Origin of the sequence: Bradyrhizobium macuxiense (assembly GCF_001542415.1) — a bacterium.
GTDB classification, from domain to species: Bacteria; Pseudomonadota; Alphaproteobacteria; order Rhizobiales; family Xanthobacteraceae; genus Bradyrhizobium; species Bradyrhizobium macuxiense.
In genome coordinates this window covers 45,759-65,212 of record NZ_LNCU01000019.1, presented here as the reverse complement: position 1 = coordinate 65,212, position 19,454 = coordinate 45,759, and the positions used below count along the sequence as shown (strand labels likewise).

Annotated in this window: 12 protein-coding genes, 1 tRNA gene and 5 pseudogenes; 5 read left to right on the top strand and 13 right to left on the bottom strand. The window is 61.2% G+C overall.

Features of this window, described 5'->3' with window-relative positions; all coding sequences use genetic code 11:
* Nucleotides 1–85: 85 nt before the first annotated feature.
* The 5 genes and pseudogenes from AS156_RS04130 to AS156_RS04115 form a co-directional block, all read right to left on the bottom strand.
* A complete protein-coding gene (locus tag AS156_RS04130; RefSeq protein WP_066500372.1) occupies nucleotides 86–1,114 on the bottom strand; it encodes a mechanosensitive ion channel family protein in 1,029 nt (342 codons plus the stop codon).
* Between the two features lie 41 nt (nucleotides 1,115–1,155).
* A pseudogene (locus AS156_RS43915) lies at nucleotides 1,156–1,485 on the bottom strand (acetoacetate decarboxylase family protein); the annotation flags it as partial.
* 74 nt (nucleotides 1,486–1,559) lie between these two features.
* Entirely contained in the window at nucleotides 1,560–2,765 is a 1,206-nt protein-coding gene (locus tag AS156_RS04125) for an NAD(P)/FAD-dependent oxidoreductase (protein WP_066500366.1), read from the bottom strand.
* Nucleotides 2,766–2,810: 45 nt separating this feature from the next.
* Complete coding sequence (locus AS156_RS04120; protein ID WP_082747328.1) at nucleotides 2,811–3,797, bottom strand: alpha/beta fold hydrolase; 987 nt, start codon at nucleotides 3,795–3,797, stop codon at nucleotides 2,811–2,813.
* A gap of 99 nt (nucleotides 3,798–3,896) precedes the next feature.
* Nucleotides 3,897–4,103: pseudogene (locus AS156_RS04115) on the bottom strand (helix-turn-helix transcriptional regulator); the annotation flags it as partial.
* A gap of 912 nt (nucleotides 4,104–5,015) precedes the next feature.
* On the opposite strand from AS156_RS04115, the pseudogene AS156_RS45730 reads away from it, so the two are divergent.
* Together AS156_RS45730 and AS156_RS45725 are read left to right on the top strand one after the other, a co-directional pair.
* Nucleotides 5,016–5,540 (top strand): annotated as a pseudogene (locus AS156_RS45730) (recombinase family protein); the annotation flags it as partial.
* Nucleotides 5,485–5,946, top strand: coding sequence for a hypothetical protein (locus AS156_RS45725; RefSeq protein ID WP_347336605.1), 462 nt, complete (start codon nucleotides 5,485–5,487; stop codon nucleotides 5,944–5,946). The pseudogene AS156_RS45730 and the gene AS156_RS45725, both read left to right, overlap by 56 nt.
* Here the strand turns inward: AS156_RS45725 and AS156_RS04095 are convergent.
* A tRNA-Arg gene (locus AS156_RS04095) sits at nucleotides 5,917–5,989 on the bottom strand. The two genes, AS156_RS45725 and AS156_RS04095, sit on opposite strands and share 30 nt — an antisense overlap.
* 749 nt (nucleotides 5,990–6,738) lie before the next feature.
* Between AS156_RS04095 and AS156_RS43910 the strand changes: the two genes are divergently transcribed.
* Nucleotides 6,739–6,972, top strand: a complete 234-nt coding sequence (locus AS156_RS43910; protein ID WP_066500359.1) for a hypothetical protein — start codon at nucleotides 6,739–6,741, stop codon at nucleotides 6,970–6,972.
* 1,384 nt (nucleotides 6,973–8,356) lie between these two features.
* On the opposite strand, the gene galE is transcribed toward AS156_RS43910, so the two are convergent.
* Nucleotides 8,357–9,469 carry a UDP-glucose 4-epimerase GalE gene (galE, locus tag AS156_RS04085; protein WP_066500354.1) on the bottom strand — a complete coding sequence of 371 codons (1,113 nt, stop codon included), beginning with the start codon at nucleotides 9,467–9,469 and terminating at the stop codon, nucleotides 8,357–8,359.
* A 231-nt stretch (nucleotides 9,470–9,700) separates the two neighbouring features.
* Between galE and AS156_RS04080 the strand changes: the two genes are divergently transcribed.
* The gene (locus AS156_RS04080) at nucleotides 9,701–11,398 is read left to right on the top strand and encodes a hypothetical protein (protein ID WP_066500353.1); all 1,698 of its coding nucleotides are present in this window, start codon (nucleotides 9,701–9,703) and stop codon (nucleotides 11,396–11,398) included.
* Nucleotides 11,399–11,431: 33 nt separating this feature from the next.
* Here AS156_RS04080 and AS156_RS04075 read toward each other — a convergent pair whose 3' ends face one another.
* The 3 genes from AS156_RS04075 to AS156_RS04065 are packed head-to-tail and all read right to left on the bottom strand — an operon-like array spanning nucleotide 11,432 to nucleotide 13,445.
* The gene (locus AS156_RS04075; RefSeq protein WP_066500351.1) at nucleotides 11,432–11,842 is read right to left on the bottom strand and encodes a DUF2304 domain-containing protein; all 411 of its coding nucleotides are present in this window, start codon (nucleotides 11,840–11,842) and stop codon (nucleotides 11,432–11,434) included.
* Nucleotides 11,839–12,540, bottom strand: coding sequence for a glycosyltransferase family 2 protein (locus tag AS156_RS04070; protein ID WP_066500348.1), 702 nt, complete (start codon nucleotides 12,538–12,540; stop codon nucleotides 11,839–11,841). The genes AS156_RS04075 and AS156_RS04070 overlap by 4 nt, the downstream gene beginning before the upstream one ends.
* A complete protein-coding gene (locus AS156_RS04065) occupies nucleotides 12,537–13,445 on the bottom strand; it encodes a class I SAM-dependent methyltransferase (RefSeq protein WP_136625994.1) in 909 nt (302 codons plus the stop codon). The genes AS156_RS04070 and AS156_RS04065 overlap by 4 nt, the downstream gene beginning before the upstream one ends.
* A gap of 211 nt (nucleotides 13,446–13,656) precedes the next feature.
* On the opposite strand from AS156_RS04065, the pseudogene AS156_RS43905 reads away from it, so the two are divergent.
* Nucleotides 13,657–14,358, top strand: a pseudogene (locus AS156_RS43905) (division plane positioning ATPase MipZ).
* Nucleotides 14,359–14,730: 372 nt separating this feature from the next.
* On the opposite strand, the gene AS156_RS40270 reads toward AS156_RS43905, so the two are convergent.
* The 3 genes and pseudogenes from AS156_RS40270 to AS156_RS43895 all read right to left on the bottom strand — a co-directional run bounded on the left by AS156_RS40270 (nucleotide 14,731) and on the right by AS156_RS43895 (nucleotide 19,293).
* Nucleotides 14,731–14,955, bottom strand: a complete 225-nt coding sequence (locus tag AS156_RS40270) for a hypothetical protein (protein ID WP_082747312.1) — start codon at nucleotides 14,953–14,955, stop codon at nucleotides 14,731–14,733.
* 2,492 nt (nucleotides 14,956–17,447) lie between these two features.
* Nucleotides 17,448–17,597 (bottom strand): annotated as a pseudogene (locus tag AS156_RS41735) (transposase domain-containing protein); the annotation flags it as partial.
* 1,243 nt (nucleotides 17,598–18,840) lie between these two features.
* The gene (locus tag AS156_RS43895; RefSeq protein ID WP_245312544.1) at nucleotides 18,841–19,293 is read right to left on the bottom strand and encodes a hypothetical protein; all 453 of its coding nucleotides are present in this window, start codon (nucleotides 19,291–19,293) and stop codon (nucleotides 18,841–18,843) included.
* Nucleotides 19,294–19,454: the final 161 nt, after the last annotated feature.

The following is a 19,454-nucleotide window of genomic DNA, read 5'->3' as shown; positions in this document are numbered from 1 at the left end:
GGTCGTTTGAATGCTGATCCTGGAAAGCTCAGTTGAATGGACAGCTGCACTGCTATGCCATTCTCGCTGCCTTGTCCGAAGGTCGCTACCTGCTTGGCGCGCCCGATGGGACCGGCCCGACGATGACCTGCTGTGCGTTGGCTGCGGCGAGTGGCGCATGGACAACGCTTTGGGCGGGCATTGCCAATGAGAGCCCATTTGCTTTGCAATGTTCGTAGACCGCATCGATGATCTCGTTTTGGGCCGCCACACGGCTGGCCGCACTCGCCACGCGGAACAGCAGCTGGACCTCGATTGCTAATGCATCGATTGTTTTGAGTACGACAGCCGGCGGCGGCTCTCCGAGGATCCGATCGCAACCCCGTAGAACGCTCAACATCATCTCCTCGACCAGGCGCGGTCTGTGGTTCGCGGCAATGCGCATGATGAGCGCAATCTGATGTGACTCATCCGGACGACTGCGGTTCGTCACTCCCTGCTTTGCCAGAACACTGTTCGGGAGGACGACGACGTTATGGTCACCTGTCAGCAAATTGGTGGAGCGCCAGTTGGTTTCTGCAACGCGCCCTTCGGTGCCGTCGGCAAGCTGGATCCAGTCGCCAATCTCGTAAGCCCGGCCCAGCGCAAGCGCGATCCCGGAAAAAACATCGGCAAGCGTGTTCTGCAGCGCGAGACCGATAATGACAACGACGACACCCGAGGTGGTAATGAGTGGGCCGACCGGCGCGCCGAAGACGAAGCCGATGACCGACAGGGCCACGCCGAGATAGACGACACCGACGATTAGATCTTGAAGAAGGTGCGCCTCATGCGGTCGCCGATTGAGGGTGATGTAGATCTGGACGAAGCCGATCATCGTCCATGCAAGGTGAAGCCACCATAGAACCCTCGCGGACCTGGCCAACAAGAATCCGGTACCATGCAGCTCAGCGTCAACTTGATAAGGCGAAATTCTGGCGACCCAGAGGACAAGGCTCATGCCGCCAAAGAATAAGATCTGCACGATCAAGCGGGCGGTCGGACGCCGGCGGCCTTGGAGGTGCCAGATGAGAATACCGGCAAGCCCTAGAATGTTGATCAATACAAGTGGCAGGAGGTGATGTTCGCTAACCATGATGGAGCTCACCGACAATGTGTTCCATCAGGCCGAGAGGGACGAGAGCCGATGATGCTCGCGCCGGCCGCGTTGAGGAACACCTGATGGGTGAAGCCAGCCGAGCTGGCCCTTGTAGGACACAGGAATGACTTGGCCGCTCTTGGTGTAGTCACCAGAATCCGCTGAATCGGGCATGCGGTAACTCGTAGTTCATCACCGGCTCGGTCAGTTCCAGCGGCTCCGCGACGACGCAGCGCAGCGCCTCGGGATCGGTCCGGTATTGAAGGATGAAAATACTCCCGATTGACGAAGCGGTCGGGGCCGGGAGGAAAGGCCGGACTAGTCAGCGGCATCGCAAACGACGACGCGTGCACGGTCTCGTGTCGCACGGTAGTGAGCTCCGGGTTTGTCGATCAAGAGAGGCCGCGCTCCTGCGTGGAGCGCGGCCTGATAGTGCGAGGCCCTAGACTTCCGTGACATGCTCCGGATCGGCCGACGCGAGTGCAGCGGCGCGTTCGGCCCGTGGGGGATAGATCCAGACAGTGTTGATCTCCCGCTTGGTCTTCTTGGCCTGATCGCCGACCATCTCGACCTTGCGCTCCCAACCGCGCGTGAACAGCGCGCCGGCTTCTCCCAGATCGAGGCAAGTGACGTATGCCTCCTGGTGATACCGTCTGGTCGCGACGCCCAAGAGTTCGGCAGCAGCATTGTTGCCCGCAAAAGCACCCATCCGCGTCGCGTGCTGGCAGGACATAAGCGAATAGTTTCCAACATTATCGCATGCTGCTCTAGCGGCGTCGCCGGTAGCAAATACGCGATCCACCGACAACACGCGCAGGTCGCGATCGACAAGAAGCCGGCCGAAACTGTCGCGCTCGGCGGGGATCTGCGCTGTCAACGGGGCTGCGCGCATGCCGGCTGCCCAAATCACGGTTGCACTTTCGATATGCTCGCCGCTGGAAAGCGTGACGCCAGAGTTGTCCAGCGAGGCGACGCTCGCGCCTAGCCGTGTCTCCACACCGACGTTGCGGAGTGCGGCCTCGATGAGGGGGCGGGCACCGGCACCCATGTCGGGGGCGATTGCCTCATTGCGATCGACAATGATGACACGCGGCTTGGCGTCCTTCCCGAGGATCGTGCGGAGACGCGATGGCATTCCGGTCGCCGCCTCGATGCCGGTGAAACCGCCGCCGACAACGACGACCGTGTCGCGCATCTCCGATATCGGCAAACTCGCCAACTGGTGCAAATGCCGGTCGAGCGCGATCGCGTCGTTCAGCCCGTCGACACTGAAGGCATGGTCGGCGAGGCCAGGGATATTGGGCCGGAATAGTCGACTACCGGTGGCAACAATCAGCCGATCGTAGGAGAGGCTCTTCTTCGCACCCTTGGCGGTGACAATCTGCACCGCGCGGGACTTTGTATCGACGGTCTCGGCACTGCCTTGCACGTAGACGACATCGATGGCTTTCAGAACGTCCTGAAGTGGCGCCGTCAGAGTCTCGGGCTTCGGCTCATAAAGCCGGGGGCGGACCACCAGCGTCGGCTCAGGCGCAACCAGCGCAATTTCAAGCTCTTCGGGTGAAACGCCCTGAATATCGCGAAGGCGAGCGGCGGAAAGTGCGGCGTACATGCCGGCGAAGCCGGCGCCAATGATGACGAGACGCATGTGATTTGCTCCGATTGTTTGGTGCAAGAAGGTGAGTGGAAATGGCTAGGCGGAGATGAATGCAAGCAGGTCCGCGTTGATGATGTTGGCGTGTGTCGTGCACAGGCCGTGCGGCAGAAGGTCGTAGATCTTCAGAGTGCTGTGGCGGAGCAGCTTCGCCGACAGGAGCGCTGAGTCAGCGACGGGGACGATCTGATCGTCGCCACCGTGTTGGATTAGCGTGGGGACGGTGATGTTCTTCAGATCTTCAGTGAAGTCCGTCTCCGAGAAGGCCTTGATGCCGTCATAGTGTGCCTTGGCGCTACCGGCCATGCCTTGGCGCCACCAGTTCCAGATGACCGCTTGTGACGCCTCCGCGCCCGGGCGGTTGTAGCCATAGAAGGGGCCGCTTGCGAAATCGAAATAGAATTGTGAGCGGTTCGCAGCAAGTTGCTTGCGCAGGCCATCGAGCACGTCGATCGGCAAGCCATTCGGATTGGCTTCGGTCTTCAGCATGAGGGGCGGTACTGCACCGATCAGGACCAGCTTCGCTACACGATCCTTACCGTGGCGCGCGACATAGCGCGCGGCCTCGCCGCCACCCGTCGAATGGCCAACGTGAATCGTATTGCGAAGGTCGAGATGCTCGACAACGGTTGCGGCGTCAGCCGCGTAGTGATCCATGTCATGGCCGTCGCTTGTTTGGCTCGACCGGCCGTGACCCCGGCGATCATGAGCGATAACGCGGTAGCCTTTGCCGAGAAAGAACAGCATCTGATTGTCCCAGTCGTCGGAGCTAAGCGGCCAACCATGGTGAAAGACGATCGGCTGAGCGGTCTTCGGCCCCCAATCCTTGTAGAAGATTTGAACGCCGTCTCCGGTGGAGACTGATGAGGGACCAATCTTGTCGACAGGGCTAGTTGATATCTTTGGTTCCTTCCCGGCGGCCGAGGTGGAGCGCAGCGTCAGCGAGCTCACGCACGCGAGCGCAGTGGCGAGAAGCGTCCGGCGCGAAGTGCCGGGAAGTCGGCTGATGGAGTGTTGCCAGGTCATATATTCCTCTCCGTTTTGCTGGCGTGGGCGCACCATCAATTAGCGGAGCGGGTAGGGAACTGCCCAAGAGCGATTGACGTGACTGAAGAGCAATTGCTGTTAACGCGCTCGCCGTCGCCAATCGGTCGGGGTCTCGCCAGTCAACCGCCTGAACGCAGCGGCAAAAGCGGTTTGTGAGCCGTAGCCAAGCGCCACGGCAACCTCAACGATCGAGCAGTCTGTGTAGCGCAGCATGTTCATTGCCTGCTCGAGCCGGTGTTGGCGCAACCTGGCTTGAGGCGAAAGTGGGGTGCTTTCCTTGGAGGCGATGGCGTCCATCACCAGTGGGGAAGATGATCGGTCGGGTGCTGCAGACCGAGACTAGCGGGGTCATGCCTCGGCCGCACCTCATGGAAATCCATGAGATGTGGATCACCTATCCTTGCGGATAGGATCACCTAGACGTCCGGAGTGACGTGCGGCCCCCATCGCACGATGGCTCGGTGCGGCGCGTCCCGGCATGTTCTCCAAACGATCAAGCGCGTTCGCGGCTCACATCTTGCCGCCTCGACGGTTCGGCCCACCTTCCAATGAGCGTCAACGGCGCAGCGTCGGCGATGTCAAATAAAAATGCGGCCGTGACGCGCGACCTGTCACAAACCTCGGTCCGAACCGTCATGTCCATGTCAGTGGTCTATCTCCAGGGGAATTTCATGAATCGCCCGACTCGATCTATCTTGAGCGCCGTCGTCGTTACGTTCTCGCTCCTTTTCAACTCCGGCGCTTGCCGGATCCTCCCAAGCTGAACCGAACGCGCCGGCTTCCGCGCCAGCCGGTCGCGCGGGAGCTCCGTTTGCCGCCAAGCGATCATGGCTTGTTGTGAGCGCAAGCGCTCACTTGCCGAAGAAGTGCGAGTCGCAGCACCACAGCGTGACGTAGCGTGGACATCGGTCGTTCTGTGGATCGGCCAGGCTTGCCACAGTGGCGCCATGGCTCCCGCGCAAAGATCGAAGCAACGGTGCGCGTCGGCGGACACGCGGCTCGACGATCTCTATGATTATGCGGCAGCGTCCTTGCCTCGTACGCGGCGACGGACGAAGCGCGCTTCGGTGACGTGGACAGTGACGGATGACTGGCCGAAGGACGTGCCAGTGACCGAAGCCGAGATCGACGTGCTCGAAGCTTGGTTTGGCGATCTGTTCGACGAGTTCTTTGGAAAAAGCTGACGGGGATATCGCCATGGCTGAGGCGGTTCGGGCGGCGCTCTACCTGCGAGTCTCGACCGGGCGGCAGGCCGACAGCGATCTATCTATCCCGGATCAACGCCGCCAGGCGAAGGGCTATTGCGCGGCGCGCGGCTGGGAGATTGTCTCCGACTATGTCGAGCCGGGTGCGTCCGCGACCGGCGATCGGCGGCCGGAGTTCCAGCGCATGATCGACGCGGCGACCACCAAGCCGCCGACATTCGACGTGGTCCTGGTCCATAGCTTCAGCCGCTTCTTCCGCGATCAGTTCCAGCTTGAGTTCTATGTCCGCCGACTTGCCAAGAACGGCGTACGGCTGGTGTCGATCACGCAAGAACTCGGCGACGATCCGATGAGCAACATGATCCGTCAGATCATGGCGCTGTTTGACGAATACCAGTCCAAGGAGAACGCCAAGCATACGCTGCGGGCAATGAAAGAGAATGCGCGGCAAGGCTTCTGGAATGGTGCATTGCCGCCGATCGGTTACCGCATCGTCTTGGCTGCCGAACAGCGCGGCCAAGCGCCTCTATGACGCGATCGAGAACGGCGTCGCCGACCTCACCGACGCTATGCGGAAGGACCGCGTAACCGAGCTCAGGGCCATCCGCGATCAGGCCCGCGCGGATGCAGAGCGGGCCGAGGATGCGCTCGAACGGCTCGAGCCGAGCATCTCACCGCAGACTCTCAAGGCGTTCGCCGCACAGGCCCGCAGGCGGGTGAGGACCGAGAGCGGCGGCTACCGACGCGACCAGCTGCGCGCGCTCGCCCAGCGCGTCGAGGTGGACCAGAAAGAAGTTCGCATCATGGGATCGAAAAGCGTCCTCCTGCGCACGCTCGTCGCTGCGTCGAGCGAAAAAACTGCCAGTTTTGGCGTGCCCAGTTTTGTACCGAAGTGGCGCACCCGACACGATTCGAACGTGTGACCTTTGCCTTCGGAGGGCAAAGGGTACCAACTGGTGGAACGACTTATGCTATCGATAGCAAGGATGGGTGTCGCGAGCCTGGGGATTTTGAATTGACTCGGCGGAAGTTCGATCCGTAGTAGGATCTCGCACAAACGGCGGTTCTTGGCGGACTATCGAAGTGCCGCCAGGGCCAGTTAGGCTGCGCGCCGATAGGAAAACAGGGCCTCCGAAATAGTGGGTTTCCGCTACCACCTTTACCCACACTCCTTTGACCTGGTTTGGATAGGCCTTTCCCCCAGCAGGGCGTTTAGCCGGCCGGCTATGTCCACGGCCACGCCACCTGGACGTCCTGGATCGCGGAACAGAGTGACCGTCTCGACCAGGTCTCGGATGCCTTCTGCGGCCTCTCCGTCACCTGCACTGATACCTTTACCCAGTGCTCCTTCAAGCCGCCCGAGTTGCTCCTCATATCGCTTGAGGATGGCCAGATGCAGCGCGACTTCCTTCGTTGCGGGTGGTTCACTCTGCAAATCCTCAGATATCCGCTTCGTTTCGGCATCTAAGGCAGTCGATCGCCATGTCCTTTCGCGATCGCATCCACCAGTCGTTCGATTTCCCGGTTTAATTGCCCAAGCTGTTGCTCAAGGCGCTGCCGTCTTGCATGTGATGTGGCTGCGAGGCGCTTCCGCTCCTCGAGATATGTGCGTACGTATTCCGAGATAACTTTCGGCGCGCGCAATTCGGCCGTTAGACCATTGATGACCGCGCTCTCGACGGTGTCTAAATAAGACGGTGTCTAAATAAAAGGTCTTGGCGTCCGAACACGAGCCGCTTTTCGAAGGCTGGCATCCTGACATCGTCGACCTGGTCAAGAGCGTCGACACGCTGAACAAATGGGGCCTGTTCGTCCGGCCGTCGCTGGCTACGTGGTCGAAGGGGCGGGTGATCCTGCTCGGCGACGCCTTCGTGCGGCAGCGCAGTATGTCGCGATGGGCCAAGAGCAGAAGTCGGGCCGCGTCGGATTGTGATAGCACCGAGGCGTAGAGTCTTAATCATTTTGCGCGCGCTGCAAGGCGCGCCAAGCCTCTCGCTGCTGCCCCGCGGCTGAACGACGGTGCTCGATCTCCAGTCCGCCGGTAACGCGGCCCCACCAGCGCGAATAACCCCACCGAACGAAATCGCTTTGCGTCGCGGGCGCAGTGGCGACGGCATCTTCTAACTGCCGCCGTCTCGCCGATGCTGAAGTGGTCGGCCTTGCCCTGAATCCATGCGATGTCTGCCTCGTCGAGATAGATGGCGACACTGCCAAACGTTTGCGTGATCGGGAAATATCTAGACCCCAATTTCGGTCTTCCTTTCAGAAACGCTCATGCCTCGGCCCGCGCGAGGCTCAATCAAGGAAGCTGAACAATGAAGACCAGATACCTTCTGGCGGCGCTACTGCTTGTGCCATCTCTTGCGACGCAAGCCACGACTCTTGTGCGAACCAACGAAAGCAGCAATCGAGCGAATGTCGGCACTCGACCGACTGTTGGCAGTCGACTGCAGGGATACAGGATCGAAGGCCGCGAGATTGCAGCTCCGCCATGGAGTTCCGCTTGCATGAACGACGTAGGTCCACAGCAATGTGACGAGCCCATGTGGGTCTATGGGAGCCCCGACTATGTCGCGCAATTTAAGAAGGCATTCTAACATTGAACCGCGCGCTCAGCAGGTCGTCCGACGGCGCCTCGCGGCGACGAATCCATCACATAATATTGTTGAACTAAGGCGGCGACAAATCGATCTCGAAGGAAGAGCGAGCCTGTCGGTGTCCGCTCCAACTTTCGCCGTAGCCCTCGGCACGGAGACTCGCAAATGATAGCTGCTAAAACTCGACGTGCCATCCTCGTTTACGCACTGTTGGCGGTGAGGACCATTGCGCTTTGTACCCCTACTGCGCTTGCTGCTAACGCAGAGAGCGCCTCGCCACTTCACAGTGGACCATGGCCGATTCGCAATGGTCGCAATTACCAGCCAACCGAGGATGAGCTAAGGGCGCTGCATCTGGAGGATGTCACGCCCGATCAGGCGCGCGAGATCGACCGATTGTACGATCAGCTACTGGCAGGCAGTGAAAAAGTTGGGAGTCAGCATCCCACGCCAAAACATTGACCGAGTTGTGCGTGGCCCGGCCCATTCCGTCCGCAAAATACGCCTGATCGGGATCTCCGCGATGCGACAAGTTCGCCGGCTGCTTCGGCGATCTCGATGGTTTCAGCGATCACCACGGCGCATGATTAAAAGTCATTTTGTGCTCGCGTCGCCAGATACCACGCCACAGAGCGTGAGCTGGGGCTAGAATTATATCGCGATTTCAATAGCATATGAGTTCGCTTTTTTATTCTGCATGGCGCGCCAAGCCGCGACATTATGCGATCGCCATAGCTCATCGCCGGCGCATCTTCTGTTCTTGGATGAGTGGTGAACGTCTGCGTACCCGACGCTTCTTCCGATTCACCTTGCCGGCAATGGTGCGGAGCGGGTCCAGCCGAGGCCCTGTGTAGGGACGGCTTGCGTTACCTTGTGCCAATAGCTTGCGTTCCCAAGCGAGCGCGTGGCGGACGATCAGAGAAAGGTCATCCCATCGGGGCCGCCAGCCGAGCAGATTGCGCATCCGTTCCGCCGACGCCACGATCTCCGCCGGATCGCCAGCCCGGCGGGCGGCAAGTTCGATCGGAAAGTCTTTTTCGGATTCGCGCCGCATGGCATCGACCACCTGCAGCACCGAAAAGCCGCGGCCATAGCCGCAATTCAGCGTCACGGGCTCGCCACCGTCGCGCAGGTAAGAAAGCGCGCGACAATGCGCGTCCACGAGGTCGCTGACGTGGATATAGTCGCGAATGCAGGTGCCGTCAGGCGTCGGATAGTCGGTGCCGAAAACCTGGATCCTGTCTCGCAGACCCACGGCGGTCTCCGCTGCGACCTTGATCAGATGCGTTGCCCCTCGCGTTGCCTGTCCGGTGCGCAATGCAGGATCGGCGCCTGCTACGTTGAAATACCTCAAGATGACATAGCGCAGGCCATGAGCGCGTGCGGCATCACGCAGCATTGTTTCGGCCATGAATTTGGATGAGCCATAAGGTGATACAGGCGCGACGGGGGTCTCTTCCGTGATGGGATTTGCCGGCGGATCCCCGTAAACCGCAGCCGTCGACGAAAGGATGAAACGCCGCACCCCGCTTCTGATTGCGATCTCGAACAGGCTTCGCGAATTTGCGGTGTTGTTGCGGTAATATCGAAGCGGTTCGGCAACCGACTCCGGGACAACCACCGATCCCGCAAAATGAATGATCTCCGAAATCCCATGCTTCGCGATCAGCTGCGCAACCCGCCGCTGATCCCCGATGCTCCCGACGACGACCGGAATGCCGGACGGTATCGCCCATTCGAAGCCCGACGAAAAATCATCGATCACGACGGGCTGTTCGCCACGATCGGCGAGCTCGTACACCATGTGGCTCCCGATGTATCCGGCACCTCCGGTGACAAGGATCGCCATTGCCAGTCCACCTTGGAAGAACCTGATTCGAACCTGTGGAACAAAGTTCCCGTCAGGGGTGTTATGAAAGCCATCCAGGGACAACACTTGAGGTTGCTGGGGGTTCGTTCGCGATTGAGCGGGATGTCGCCTGACCTGGTGCAGGCGGCAGTGTCGGTCGATGGCAAACCGCCTGCGTCTTGATCCCGCCGCCTGAACTCCTCGTGCAGCCGCTCGATCGCGGGAGGACGTATGGCGCTTGAACGGGTGGATGGCGACAGCTCCGGCTTTGCGAGGCCGAAACTCGGCGTCGCATTTGCTGCCGGCCGTGCCGAGACCTTGCTCGTGCTCCTTGTGCTGGGCGTGGTCCTGGTGATCGGGCTTGCGACTGCCGCGGATTACGGACTGTCGACCGACGAATTCAACACCGAAGATTACGGCCCCAAGGCGCTTGCCTGGTACACGAGCGGCTTTGCCGACCGGTCCCAGTTCGAGACGGTCGAAGAGTTCCTGTGGATGTACGGACCGTGGTGTCAGTTGCTGATCGCGGCCGTGCAGTCGCTTCATCTCGCGAGCCCGATCACGGTCCGGCACGCCATCACCTTGCTGATCGGCCTCGCGGGGCTCGCCGCTGTCGTGCCGATGGCACGGCTCACAGTCGGGTCCTGGGCTGGGCTGACGGCGCTCGCCCTGTGCCTGCTGACCGGCTACGTCTACGGCAACCTGTTCTTCGCGCCGATCGACGTGCCGTTCCTGTTCGCCATGACCTGGGCGACGCTCGCGATCGTCCTGATGGTGCGGGAGCGGGTGCCGAATTGGCGTCTGACCCTTGCGACGGGCCTTGCCACCGGGCTCGCCATCGCGACGCGCCCCGGCGGGGCGATCACGCATGCGTATCTCATCGGCGGCATGAGCCTGTGTGCGCTCGAGGCGTTGCTGCGCCATGGCCGCGCAGACTATGCCGAATTGCGCCGGATCGCCTTGCATACGCTGCTCGCCATCCTCGTCGCCTGGATAACGGCGATCGCGCTCTGGCCGTGGTTGCAGATCGGAAATCCGCTCACGCAATTCCTCGAGGCCTGTCGGCATTTTGCGACGCTTGACACTTCGTTCGAATTCCAGAACTGGGGCCGACGCACGTTCACCGATAACGTGCCCGCCTGGTACATCCCCGGGCAGCTCCTGGCGCGCCTGCCTGAGGGCTTTTTGGCGTTGCTGTTGGTCGGCATGGCGGTCTGGATCGGTGCTGCCGGGTCGTGGACCCGCGCCGCTATCGGCGCCTTGCGTCGGTCCGGCGTCGCCGGACTGCGACCGGTCGCGGCCGAGCTCGCAGGATCGCGCGCGGTGCTGGTCGTCGCCGTGGCGGCGTTCGGGCCGATCGCGGTGCTCATCGTGCAGGGCTCGACGCTCTATGACGGTATCCGCCACGTCTTGTTCGTGATCCCGATGCTCGCCGTCGTGGCCGCGCGCGGGCTTAAGAGCCTCATGCCCTTGTTGCGACGCCTTCCGATTGTGCCCGCGGTCCTCGGCGTGGCGTACACGGCCGTCATCGTGGTGACGCTCGCGATCCTGCATCCGCTCGAATATATCGCGATGAACAGTCTGGCAGGCGGCGTCGCCGGCGCCTACGGCCGCTTCGACCTCGACTATTGGAGCCTGGCGGTTCCCGAGGCGCTGCGCCGCCTCGAGCATCGAATTGACGCTGAAGGCCGGTTCGCGGGCGATCCCCCGCACGTGATGGTCTGCCTGGGCTGGCGCGAGCAACAGGCCGGCGTGATGTTCCGTCGCAACTGGATTGCCGAAACAAATCTGGATCGGGCCGACTATCTGATCGCCACCGAGCGCTGGCCTTGTGCCGCCGGCACGGCCGCCGTGCTGGTTGATGAGGTCAGGCGATTTGGTCGCCCGTTCGCCTGGATCTACGCCAATCCTCACGCGCCCAGCGAGTGATGCCGGCGTCCCGCGCAATCTGGCAATCGCATCTTACTTCTTCGCCTGCAATCCGATCGGAGGCGTCTCGGTCTTTCGGGCCGACATAACCGCGCGACGTTTCCGCGGGGGACGTGCGTCACGCCGGCTCTCTCTGGCACGATCGATCGCCACGGCGCGCGTCAGCCGCGTGATCATGTCGAGCTGGAGCCGCAGCTTGAGATGCAAATGGAGCATGATGAGCAGGCTGATCACGACCCAGGTGTAGACCACGAGGTCCGACCCGCGGCCGATTCCCGCGAACGCCGCCAGCGCCGTGGCATGCTCCGGCACCCATACGAAGTAGAGGCCGGCGAGCGCGGCGACGCTCGCGAACAGCCCGATGATCGGCACCGTTCGATGCGCCGACCATGCGTAGACGAGAACCAAGGCCAGAAGGGCGGTCAGAAACAGCTGCGCGATCATCGGTAGAGCCTCCGCGCAAACAGATCGATCAGGATGGTCAGGGCGTCGGTCATGCGTTGACCCTTGCCCAGCGAATAGGCGCTGTACTCGATCTTCACCGGCACCTCGACAAAGCGCAGGCGGCTCTGCGCGATCTGGTGCAGGATCTCGGACGCGTGTGCCATCCGGTTCTGCCGCAAGGAGATCGTACGGGCGCCGCGCGCAGTCATCGCCCGCAGGCCGTTGTGGGTATCGGTGACCGGCAGTCCGGTGCTCGCGCGCGTGAACCGGATCGCGGCGCCGAGCAGGATGCGGCGCGACGCCGGCAGATTTGCCGTCGCGCCGGTGAGGAAGCGGCTGCCGAGCGCGAAATCGACGCCGGGCTGCTCGATCGCCGCGAGCAGCGCCGCTATCGCCGCGGGGGAATGCTGACCGTCGGCGTCGAACGTGACGAGTGCATCCGCATGCTGCTCGAGGGCGAAGTCGATGCCGGTCTGCAGCGCTGCGCCTTGTCCGAGGTTGATCGGATGCCGGACCACGACGGCACCCGCGAGCACCGCGACGTCGCCGGTGCGGTCGGCGGATCCGTCATCGACCACGATGACCGTGTATCCGGCGCGGCGAATGCCGGACACGACGCTGCCGACCACCGCTGCCTCATTGTAAGCCGCGACAACGACCCAAGGGTTGCGAATTCGGTGGTTGCGAATTTCGGTCATGGGACGCTCGCCTCCGCACGTGGCGACGCCTTGTTCAGGACAACGCGCATCGTGTCGAACAGGTTTACCGGAATGGCAAACCGGTTTCCGGTTGGGCTGGCCGCGATCTTGCGGCCGAGCATGCGACCGATCTGGAAGGCGATCAGCGAGAACGGCACAAATTTCCAGGGGTGATCGGAACTCTCGATGCGAAGACCAATCGAATGGGCCAGAGACGCGATGCTGTCGCGGTTGAAGAACCAGAGGTGCTGCGGCGGCGTCATCAGGCGCCAGTGCGCGCCGGTCGAGCGCGCCGCCAGGGAGCCGAAATCTCCGGTCGTCAGCACGATGATTCCGTCCGGCCGGAGATGCTCCGCGAGCAGCGCGAGGGCTTGCTTCGGGTCGGGCAGATGCTCGACGACGTCGAGGAGGACGATGACGTCAAGGGTGCCGAGCGACTTGAGGGTCGCTTCGCTCAGCGGGCCGCGGACGACGTTCAAGCCGAGATCGCCGGCATGCGCTGCAGCCGCCTCCGCCGGCTCGATGCCGCTTACCTCAAATCCGGCGCGGCGCGCCTCATCGAGAAAGAAGCCGTAGGCGCAGCCGATCTCGAGCAGGAAGCCCGGTGCCTTGCGGCGCCGGATGAACTCGACCGTGCGGGCGAATTCGCGCCGCAGCACGGGTTCGGCCCCGCGATAGTCGGCGTAGCCGTCGGACTGGCGGCCGGAAAAGTAACCATCGTCATAGTAGGCGAGGGGATCAAAGCTCGACGCCTCGGTGCGTCCCAGTCCGCAGTCGGGACATTGCAGGATGTCGCAACCGTTCTTGACATAAAGAAGCCGATGGCGTGTCGCCCGGCTGCACGCAGGACATTCAAGCGTAACCGCAGGTCGGTCGTTGCGCATCAGCACATGCGTTCGGCCCAATGGCGTTCTTCAGCCGGAAAAACGCATCCGGAGCCGAACGGTTCCGTTCGGCGAACCGCCAAGGAGTCGCAGGCAGCCTGGTTGGCAGCTGTGACACCGACGAATTGGAACGAGGACACCTTCCGACCCGTCCGGTCGCACATCGTCAGTAACGTCGGCGTGGAACGGACGTGGATCGCATTGGTCTTGCGTTGGAATCGGAATCCTAGCGATGCTGCACGCGACACCAATCGCTGGGGCAGGATCGCCGCATGTCGTTGTCGTCGGCAACGAGAAAGGCGGCTCGGGCAAGACGACGATGGCGGCGCATTTGGCGATCGCGCTTCTAAAGATCGGTCAGCGGGTCGGGACGATTGATCTCGACAGCAATCAGAGAGGCCTGACGCGATATCTCGAAAACCGGTGCATTTGGGCGCATCATCGACAGATTGTGCTGGAGCTTCCGCTGCATCGTTTCGTCCCGCGCGCCGAGGGCGCAAATCTGGAGGACAACGAGGCCGAGGAGCTGGCTGCTTTCGAGGCGGCCATTTCGGACATCAAGGCGTCCATCGATTTCCTGGTGAATTAATACCCCTCCGACACCTATCTGATGCGCCTTGCGCACCTTGCGGCCGATACGCTTTTTACGCCCGTCCCCGACAGTTTTCTTGATCTCGGTACAATGGTCTCGCCTGACCCGATCTCGCACGAGGTGACGGGAATAGGTCACTACGCCCAGATGGTGTGGGAAGCCCGCAGGTGTCGGTGCCGATTTGACCAAGGCGGCTTTGACTGGGTCGTCATCCGCAATCGCTCGGCGCGAGGTCGGCTTGTGCATCACAGCGTTGCGGAGCTGGGCGCCAGGCTGGGGCTCAGAGATGTCCAGGGTTGCGCCGAGCGGTTCGTGTATCGCCAGTTCTTCCCTCAGGCTTGACCGCCATCGATGCTACCTTCGGTGCCATCCCCCTGCCCGTCACCGCGAATATGCTGCGGCGCGAAATGAACTTCCATCCCGGGCGAATACGGGCGGCGCTCAGGCGTGTCCTGCTGCTCGGTCCCACATTGGTTCCCGTCGCGTCACCAGCAGTATCCGCTCCGTGTTACAGGCAATGCATACGGGCGACGGCATGGCGTCTCTCCCTTCGATTGGAAGTAGGCTGCGATCTTACGTCCGATGAAATGGGGTAAGGTCGATTTTCTAAGCCGTAACAACACCGTCCGTAAGCTTCGCGCATGGTCCCGGTCGCTTTATCTTTGGCCCCCAGCCCCAGGCTGACCGGGACCGGCGCGGGACGCCACAGCGGAACTAAAACGTCCGGTGCTTGCGGACTTCTCCGGCCTTCATGTTCAGGGCTTCCGAATCTTCGGCGCTGAGCTGGCGCTGAACCAGGCTCGCAGCCCATCCTTCAGGGTCGGCATCGAGCACCTTATTTACAGCCTCATCTCGAGCGCATGCTGCAAGCCAAATCTGGCGCTCGCCGTCGTCAGATGTAACGCGAACCAAATGGATCTCGGGGACGCGGTTTTCCAAGTGATAAGCATCGCAAGGATGACCTACGATAGCGGACCTTAGTTAGCTAAGCCCGGCCTTCAATAGGAACAAATCGGCCCCCCGAGAGTCGGTCTAAGCTCCCGCCTTTCAGTCCCCCATTTGCCCAGACCGGGAGAAAACCACCCACCGGGTTGGCGATTCCTGGCGACTTATCCGCCGAGGATCGTTTGAGGCGCCGAAAGGGATGAAGTTCGCGCCAGTTGCGCTCCCGCCCAATGCAAGGGAGTAGCGTCATGTCGACGAGAGGCGTCAGCAACCAATCGATGCGCGAGGAGCCTTGAGCGAGAGGCGGCAAACTTGCGGGTGCAATGCAAGGGTATGCCACCTTGCATCCGCCGCGAGAAACTGCTGCGTATAGCTCGCCAAGCCGAAAGTGCCGCGGGCTCCTCTGGGCGCGGCAATCTATCCAGGCACGCGGAATCTGGGTGGCCAAGGGAGGGGACGACGATCAAGTAGTGTGACAAGAAATGGCCGACATCCGAGAATTGAAGAGGCGCGCTGCAGCTCAGCATCAAGCCCAACAGGCCTTTAGAAAAGTAGACGCCCGGCCTGCGCAGTCAGAGTATGAGCGCGCTCAGAACGCCTTCCACGCCAACCGCGAACGGTTGAAAGCGGAGCGATTGGCTCGAGAATTAGCCGCTGCGGCGGCCAAAGCGCACCGCAAGCTGGAGCCGTGACCAAATGTCCGAAAGGAGAGAACTGTATCGCAGCCCGAATGGAGATACTTGGTTTCTTGGACGAGAACCGACAAATGGCAATGCATTCATTATCCACCAGCCAAATGCGCCCTCCCGCGGGCGACTAACGCACATAGAATTGGGCGAGTTCTTACGGAGCAATCCAAAAGGTCCTGAGCATCAAGCTCTATTACGTTTGATCGGTACGCTTGTGAACGTGCCGCCCTACGCCTGAGATTGCTATTGTATTGAAAAACAACCGGCGATCTTGCCGCGCCTCCGTCGCGTACAAGCAGCGTCTGCTAGCTGATCCTGACATCGTTCGGAATGATCCGGCGCGGCTGAAGTCTATCAAGGCCGCGCAGCACTACACGGCCGTCTCTATGAGAGCGGAAGCCATCCTGCGGGGATCATTGCGCCCGACGAATGAAAGCCGCCGCAGCCGATTGGAGATACAGCGCGACGGCCTTTGCAAGGGGCAGACTAGGACTAGGACTAGGAGGCGCGTGTTCGTAAAGTCCTAGACGCAAGGACAACCATGGTCCTCGTAGAATACCTCTTCCGTGGGCGCAATTGAGCCGATGGCCGGCTCCGACAACGTCACGGGCTGACTGGTTGCACCTGTCTTGAACGGACAAGGACCAATCGAACCAATCGTTGAGTCGGAGAAATACGTCAGTGTCTGGTATGTGATCCAGGGACCGTTGCCAGTGCCGAACGGCGACCAAGTCCAATAGGACCATCCGAAGAGAGTGCCGTTGCAACATCCTTGGTAACTGCGACGGAAGGGAGACCAACTGAACCTGGTGCGCCAGGGGAGGAAGTCATACCGGTACTGAACCTCTGTTTTCGTCTTCTTGCAGGGATAGGGGATGAAGCCCCATTTCCAGCACACGCCCCAGTAACTAATGGTGATTGTCTCTCGCATTCCGCAAGCCATGGCGATTCTCCTCATTTGAGACGAGACCTCGTGGTCTCCGATGAACCGCATCATGAAGCTTTCCGGTGGCTACTACCGTGAGGCGAGTCACACGGGTGTCCTTGATTGACTGTTGTGCGCGGCGGTCTATCGTCCTCTCGCCTGCGCCTAGGCTACGATCGACGAGAGGATCAAGAAATGTTGTCGTCGTTTAGCTGCGTTGGCACCTGGGCGCGAGAGCTTGCTCTCGCAACTCGCTTGACCAACGATTGGATCAACCCTTCAAGACTCGAAAAGCGAGGGACCGAGGCGGAGGCGCGCGCCTGCTCCTCGTCCGCGACTTCTTCAGGTGTTCGCTGCTTTTTCACGTCAGGTCTGTCGATCGACGTCCAACATCACCCCTCTGCTTGGGAGCGGTCGCTACTTCGGCAGCAGGTTACCCCGACAGGCCAAGACTGGTCATTTGGTCTGCGGCCTAGCACAGCGTGGCCAAAATAATTCCCTGACCGTTACAAATAATCGCTTGGTTGGCTCGCCACTATCAAGCCTTAGTCCAGGCCGAACTCGCGTTATCGAGCCAGCGGCGGGTTGCGTCGTCGGACCAGCCTGGAACCGCGAACTGCCCAGACGGCGCCCCAACTTGACCTTGGGGAGCAATCACGCGAGGCGTGCTTCGAATAACGAAGTGACGGTGTCTGCGCAAATCTTTCATCGCCGCCGCATCGGCTGAGGCACACAGAGCGACCAACAATCCAAGTCCCACAGCGTATCGCATCAGCCAGTCTCCAATTAACAAATATGTTCTTATGAGATTGGGTGTACGCGTCCGGTGACGGCCCCTAGTTAAGTCATCTTGAGCAGATGGCTGACAGCGCTTACGCGGCGTGAGCGACGTTCTGAGGTCGCCAATTCCAGGGCATGAGTTCGTCAATACGCTTGGCAGGGTGATCCGGTAGGCGCGCCAGCACGTCGGCGAGCCAGGCCTGTGGATCGATGTCGTTGAGTTTGGCGGTGGCGATGAGGGTGCGGTCGCGCGTTCGTCGCGCGATACCGTCGCTATCAAGCCAATCGGCCATGAGGTGCCGCGTGCTGTAAAGCGTCAGGTCGGCCCGGTTCAGTTTCAGGAGCTTCTTGACATATTGCCGGGACTTGCTGAGCGGCTGGGACCAGCGCTCCGTACCGTCCTTTCTGACATAGACCTCCCATTCGGGGAATAGGCGTTCCTCGCCCTTGTCCATCAAATCCTGCATCCGCTCGAGCAGGCCCAATTCGATAAGCAGGGGATGAATCGGGATCACGCGTCCTGCCGCATTGGTCTTCAGGTTGCGGAGGTCCTGCAGTGCAACGCGTCCGCCCCGCGCATCAAAGGGCCTGAGATCGAAGTAAAAGAACTGATTGTCGGTCCTGATGTCAGCGCACTTGAGCTGACCGACCTCACCAGGGCGCATGCCGGTCAAAATGCAGATCAGGAATCCCCAGTAGATGTGCGACTGCACGAAATGCCCGCCCGGCTGCCAGACGTGGTGCTTGTTCTTGCACCCCGTGAACAGCGGCTGTTTCAACAGGGTGATCAGCTCCTCATCGTCGAACGCGTCACGCGGCAGCGGTGCCAGGTTTTCGGGATCGATACACTCGAACGTGTAGCGGGGTCCGCGGTAGTGCTTCTCCTGAATGGCCCAGTCGATGAACTTGTAGAGTCCGCCCCAGTAGCGACGCTTGATCGTCGTGGTGGTGACCCGAGCGAGCTCGGACCAGCCGTGCGTTTCGGCGTGTTTGTAACGCTTGAACAGCGACTTCGAAGATTCAGCCGGGATGTTTTCGCGATTGGGAATGTCCGGAAGCGCATCGTCAAGCAGCTTCCATTTCTCCTCGGTGAGTTCGTTCATGCGGGGATCGCCCAGGAAGTCGATCGCGAACTGCACAACCGACTCTGCCTCGCCACGGCCTTTCATCTTGTGCTGCCGCTTGCGCCCAGCCGGCCGCAGAAACTCTTGCAGCAGCATCGACATGCGATCCGAGCTGCCCGCAGCCGGACCATCCGACTTTGCCAGCTCGGTCGCGGCGCCGGTCTCGGTCGGGGCGATGGCCGGCGCCAATGGAACGATGTTGGCCGGGACGAGCTGGGCCACGCGCTGCGCCACCGCGTCCTGAACGAGGCGATCGATCATGGCGATCGGGTCGAACGCTTCCGATGGGACGGCCGATGGCGCCGTCGCCATCGGCGTCCAGCCATCGTTAGCTGCCTCGGTGGCGTCACGCCGGCCGGCTTCATAGGAGCGGCGAACGTTCAACCGGACGATGCTGGTTTCGGCGGCTTTTGTTCTGACTAACGAAGTCGACCCAGAGGCTCGGCATCCTCGGAAAGCGCATCGGATAGGCGTAGCCGCGTTCCTGCGCCCGCGTAAGGAAGCGGCGCACCTCGTGCTCGAATGCGCAGCGCTCGGCCAAGCTTCGCTCGTCGGCCGGCGAACCGTCGTCGACATAGCCCCGCAGCCGCGCCTCGAGCACGGTCCCCAAAGTTTCCAGGTCTGGAGCGTCGATTAGCTCCTGTACCCACCCGAGATTGTCCACCAGCCGGCGCATCGCCTCACCAAAATCCCCGGTCCTGAGGCTGACACGGAGGAGGGGAAGCCCAAAGAGTTTTGCCGCCCGTTTCCCCAACCGAATTTGCAGGAAATAGCGACCATCGCCGCGCCGGGCGAGGTAGGAGGGACGAGCCACGTAACAGCCTTTCCGGGGCGCGGGGAGGTGAGACATCCGGGTAGGATGTAACACCGACGCTTCCGCTACCCCAATCCGGCCAACGTGCTGGAAAACTTAAGGATTTCGCTTGCGTTTTGAACCTGGTAGCGCGTCCCTCTCCCGCTAGCATGTATCCCCCC

Bases quoted from the DNA above. Each gene is read 5' to 3' on its own strand.
- AS156_RS04125 (WP_066500366.1), bottom strand. From the start codon at position 2,765: ATGCGTCTCGTCATCATTGGCGCCGGCTTCGCCGGCATGTACGCCGCA.
- AS156_RS04075 (WP_066500351.1), bottom strand. From the start codon at position 11,842: ATGATCGCGCAGCTGTTTCTGACCGCCCTTCTGGCCTTGGTTCTCGTC.
- AS156_RS45725 (WP_347336605.1), top strand. From the start codon at position 5,485: ATGGTGCATTGCCGCCGATCGGTTACCGCATCGTCTTGGCTGCCGAAC.
- AS156_RS04120 (WP_082747328.1), bottom strand. From the start codon at position 3,797: ATGACCTGGCAACACTCCATCAGCCGACTTCCCGGCACTTCGCGCCGG.
- galE (WP_066500354.1), bottom strand. From the start codon at position 9,469: ATGGCGATCCTTGTCACCGGAGGTGCCGGATACATCGGGAGCCACATG.
- AS156_RS04130 (WP_066500372.1), bottom strand. From the start codon at position 1,114: ATGGTTAGCGAACATCACCTCCTGCCACTTGTATTGATCAACATTCTA.
- AS156_RS04070 (WP_066500348.1), bottom strand. From the start codon at position 12,540: ATGACCGAAATTCGCAACCACCGAATTCGCAACCCTTGGGTCGTTGTC.
- AS156_RS04080 (WP_066500353.1), top strand. From the start codon at position 9,701: ATGGCGCTTGAACGGGTGGATGGCGACAGCTCCGGCTTTGCGAGGCCG.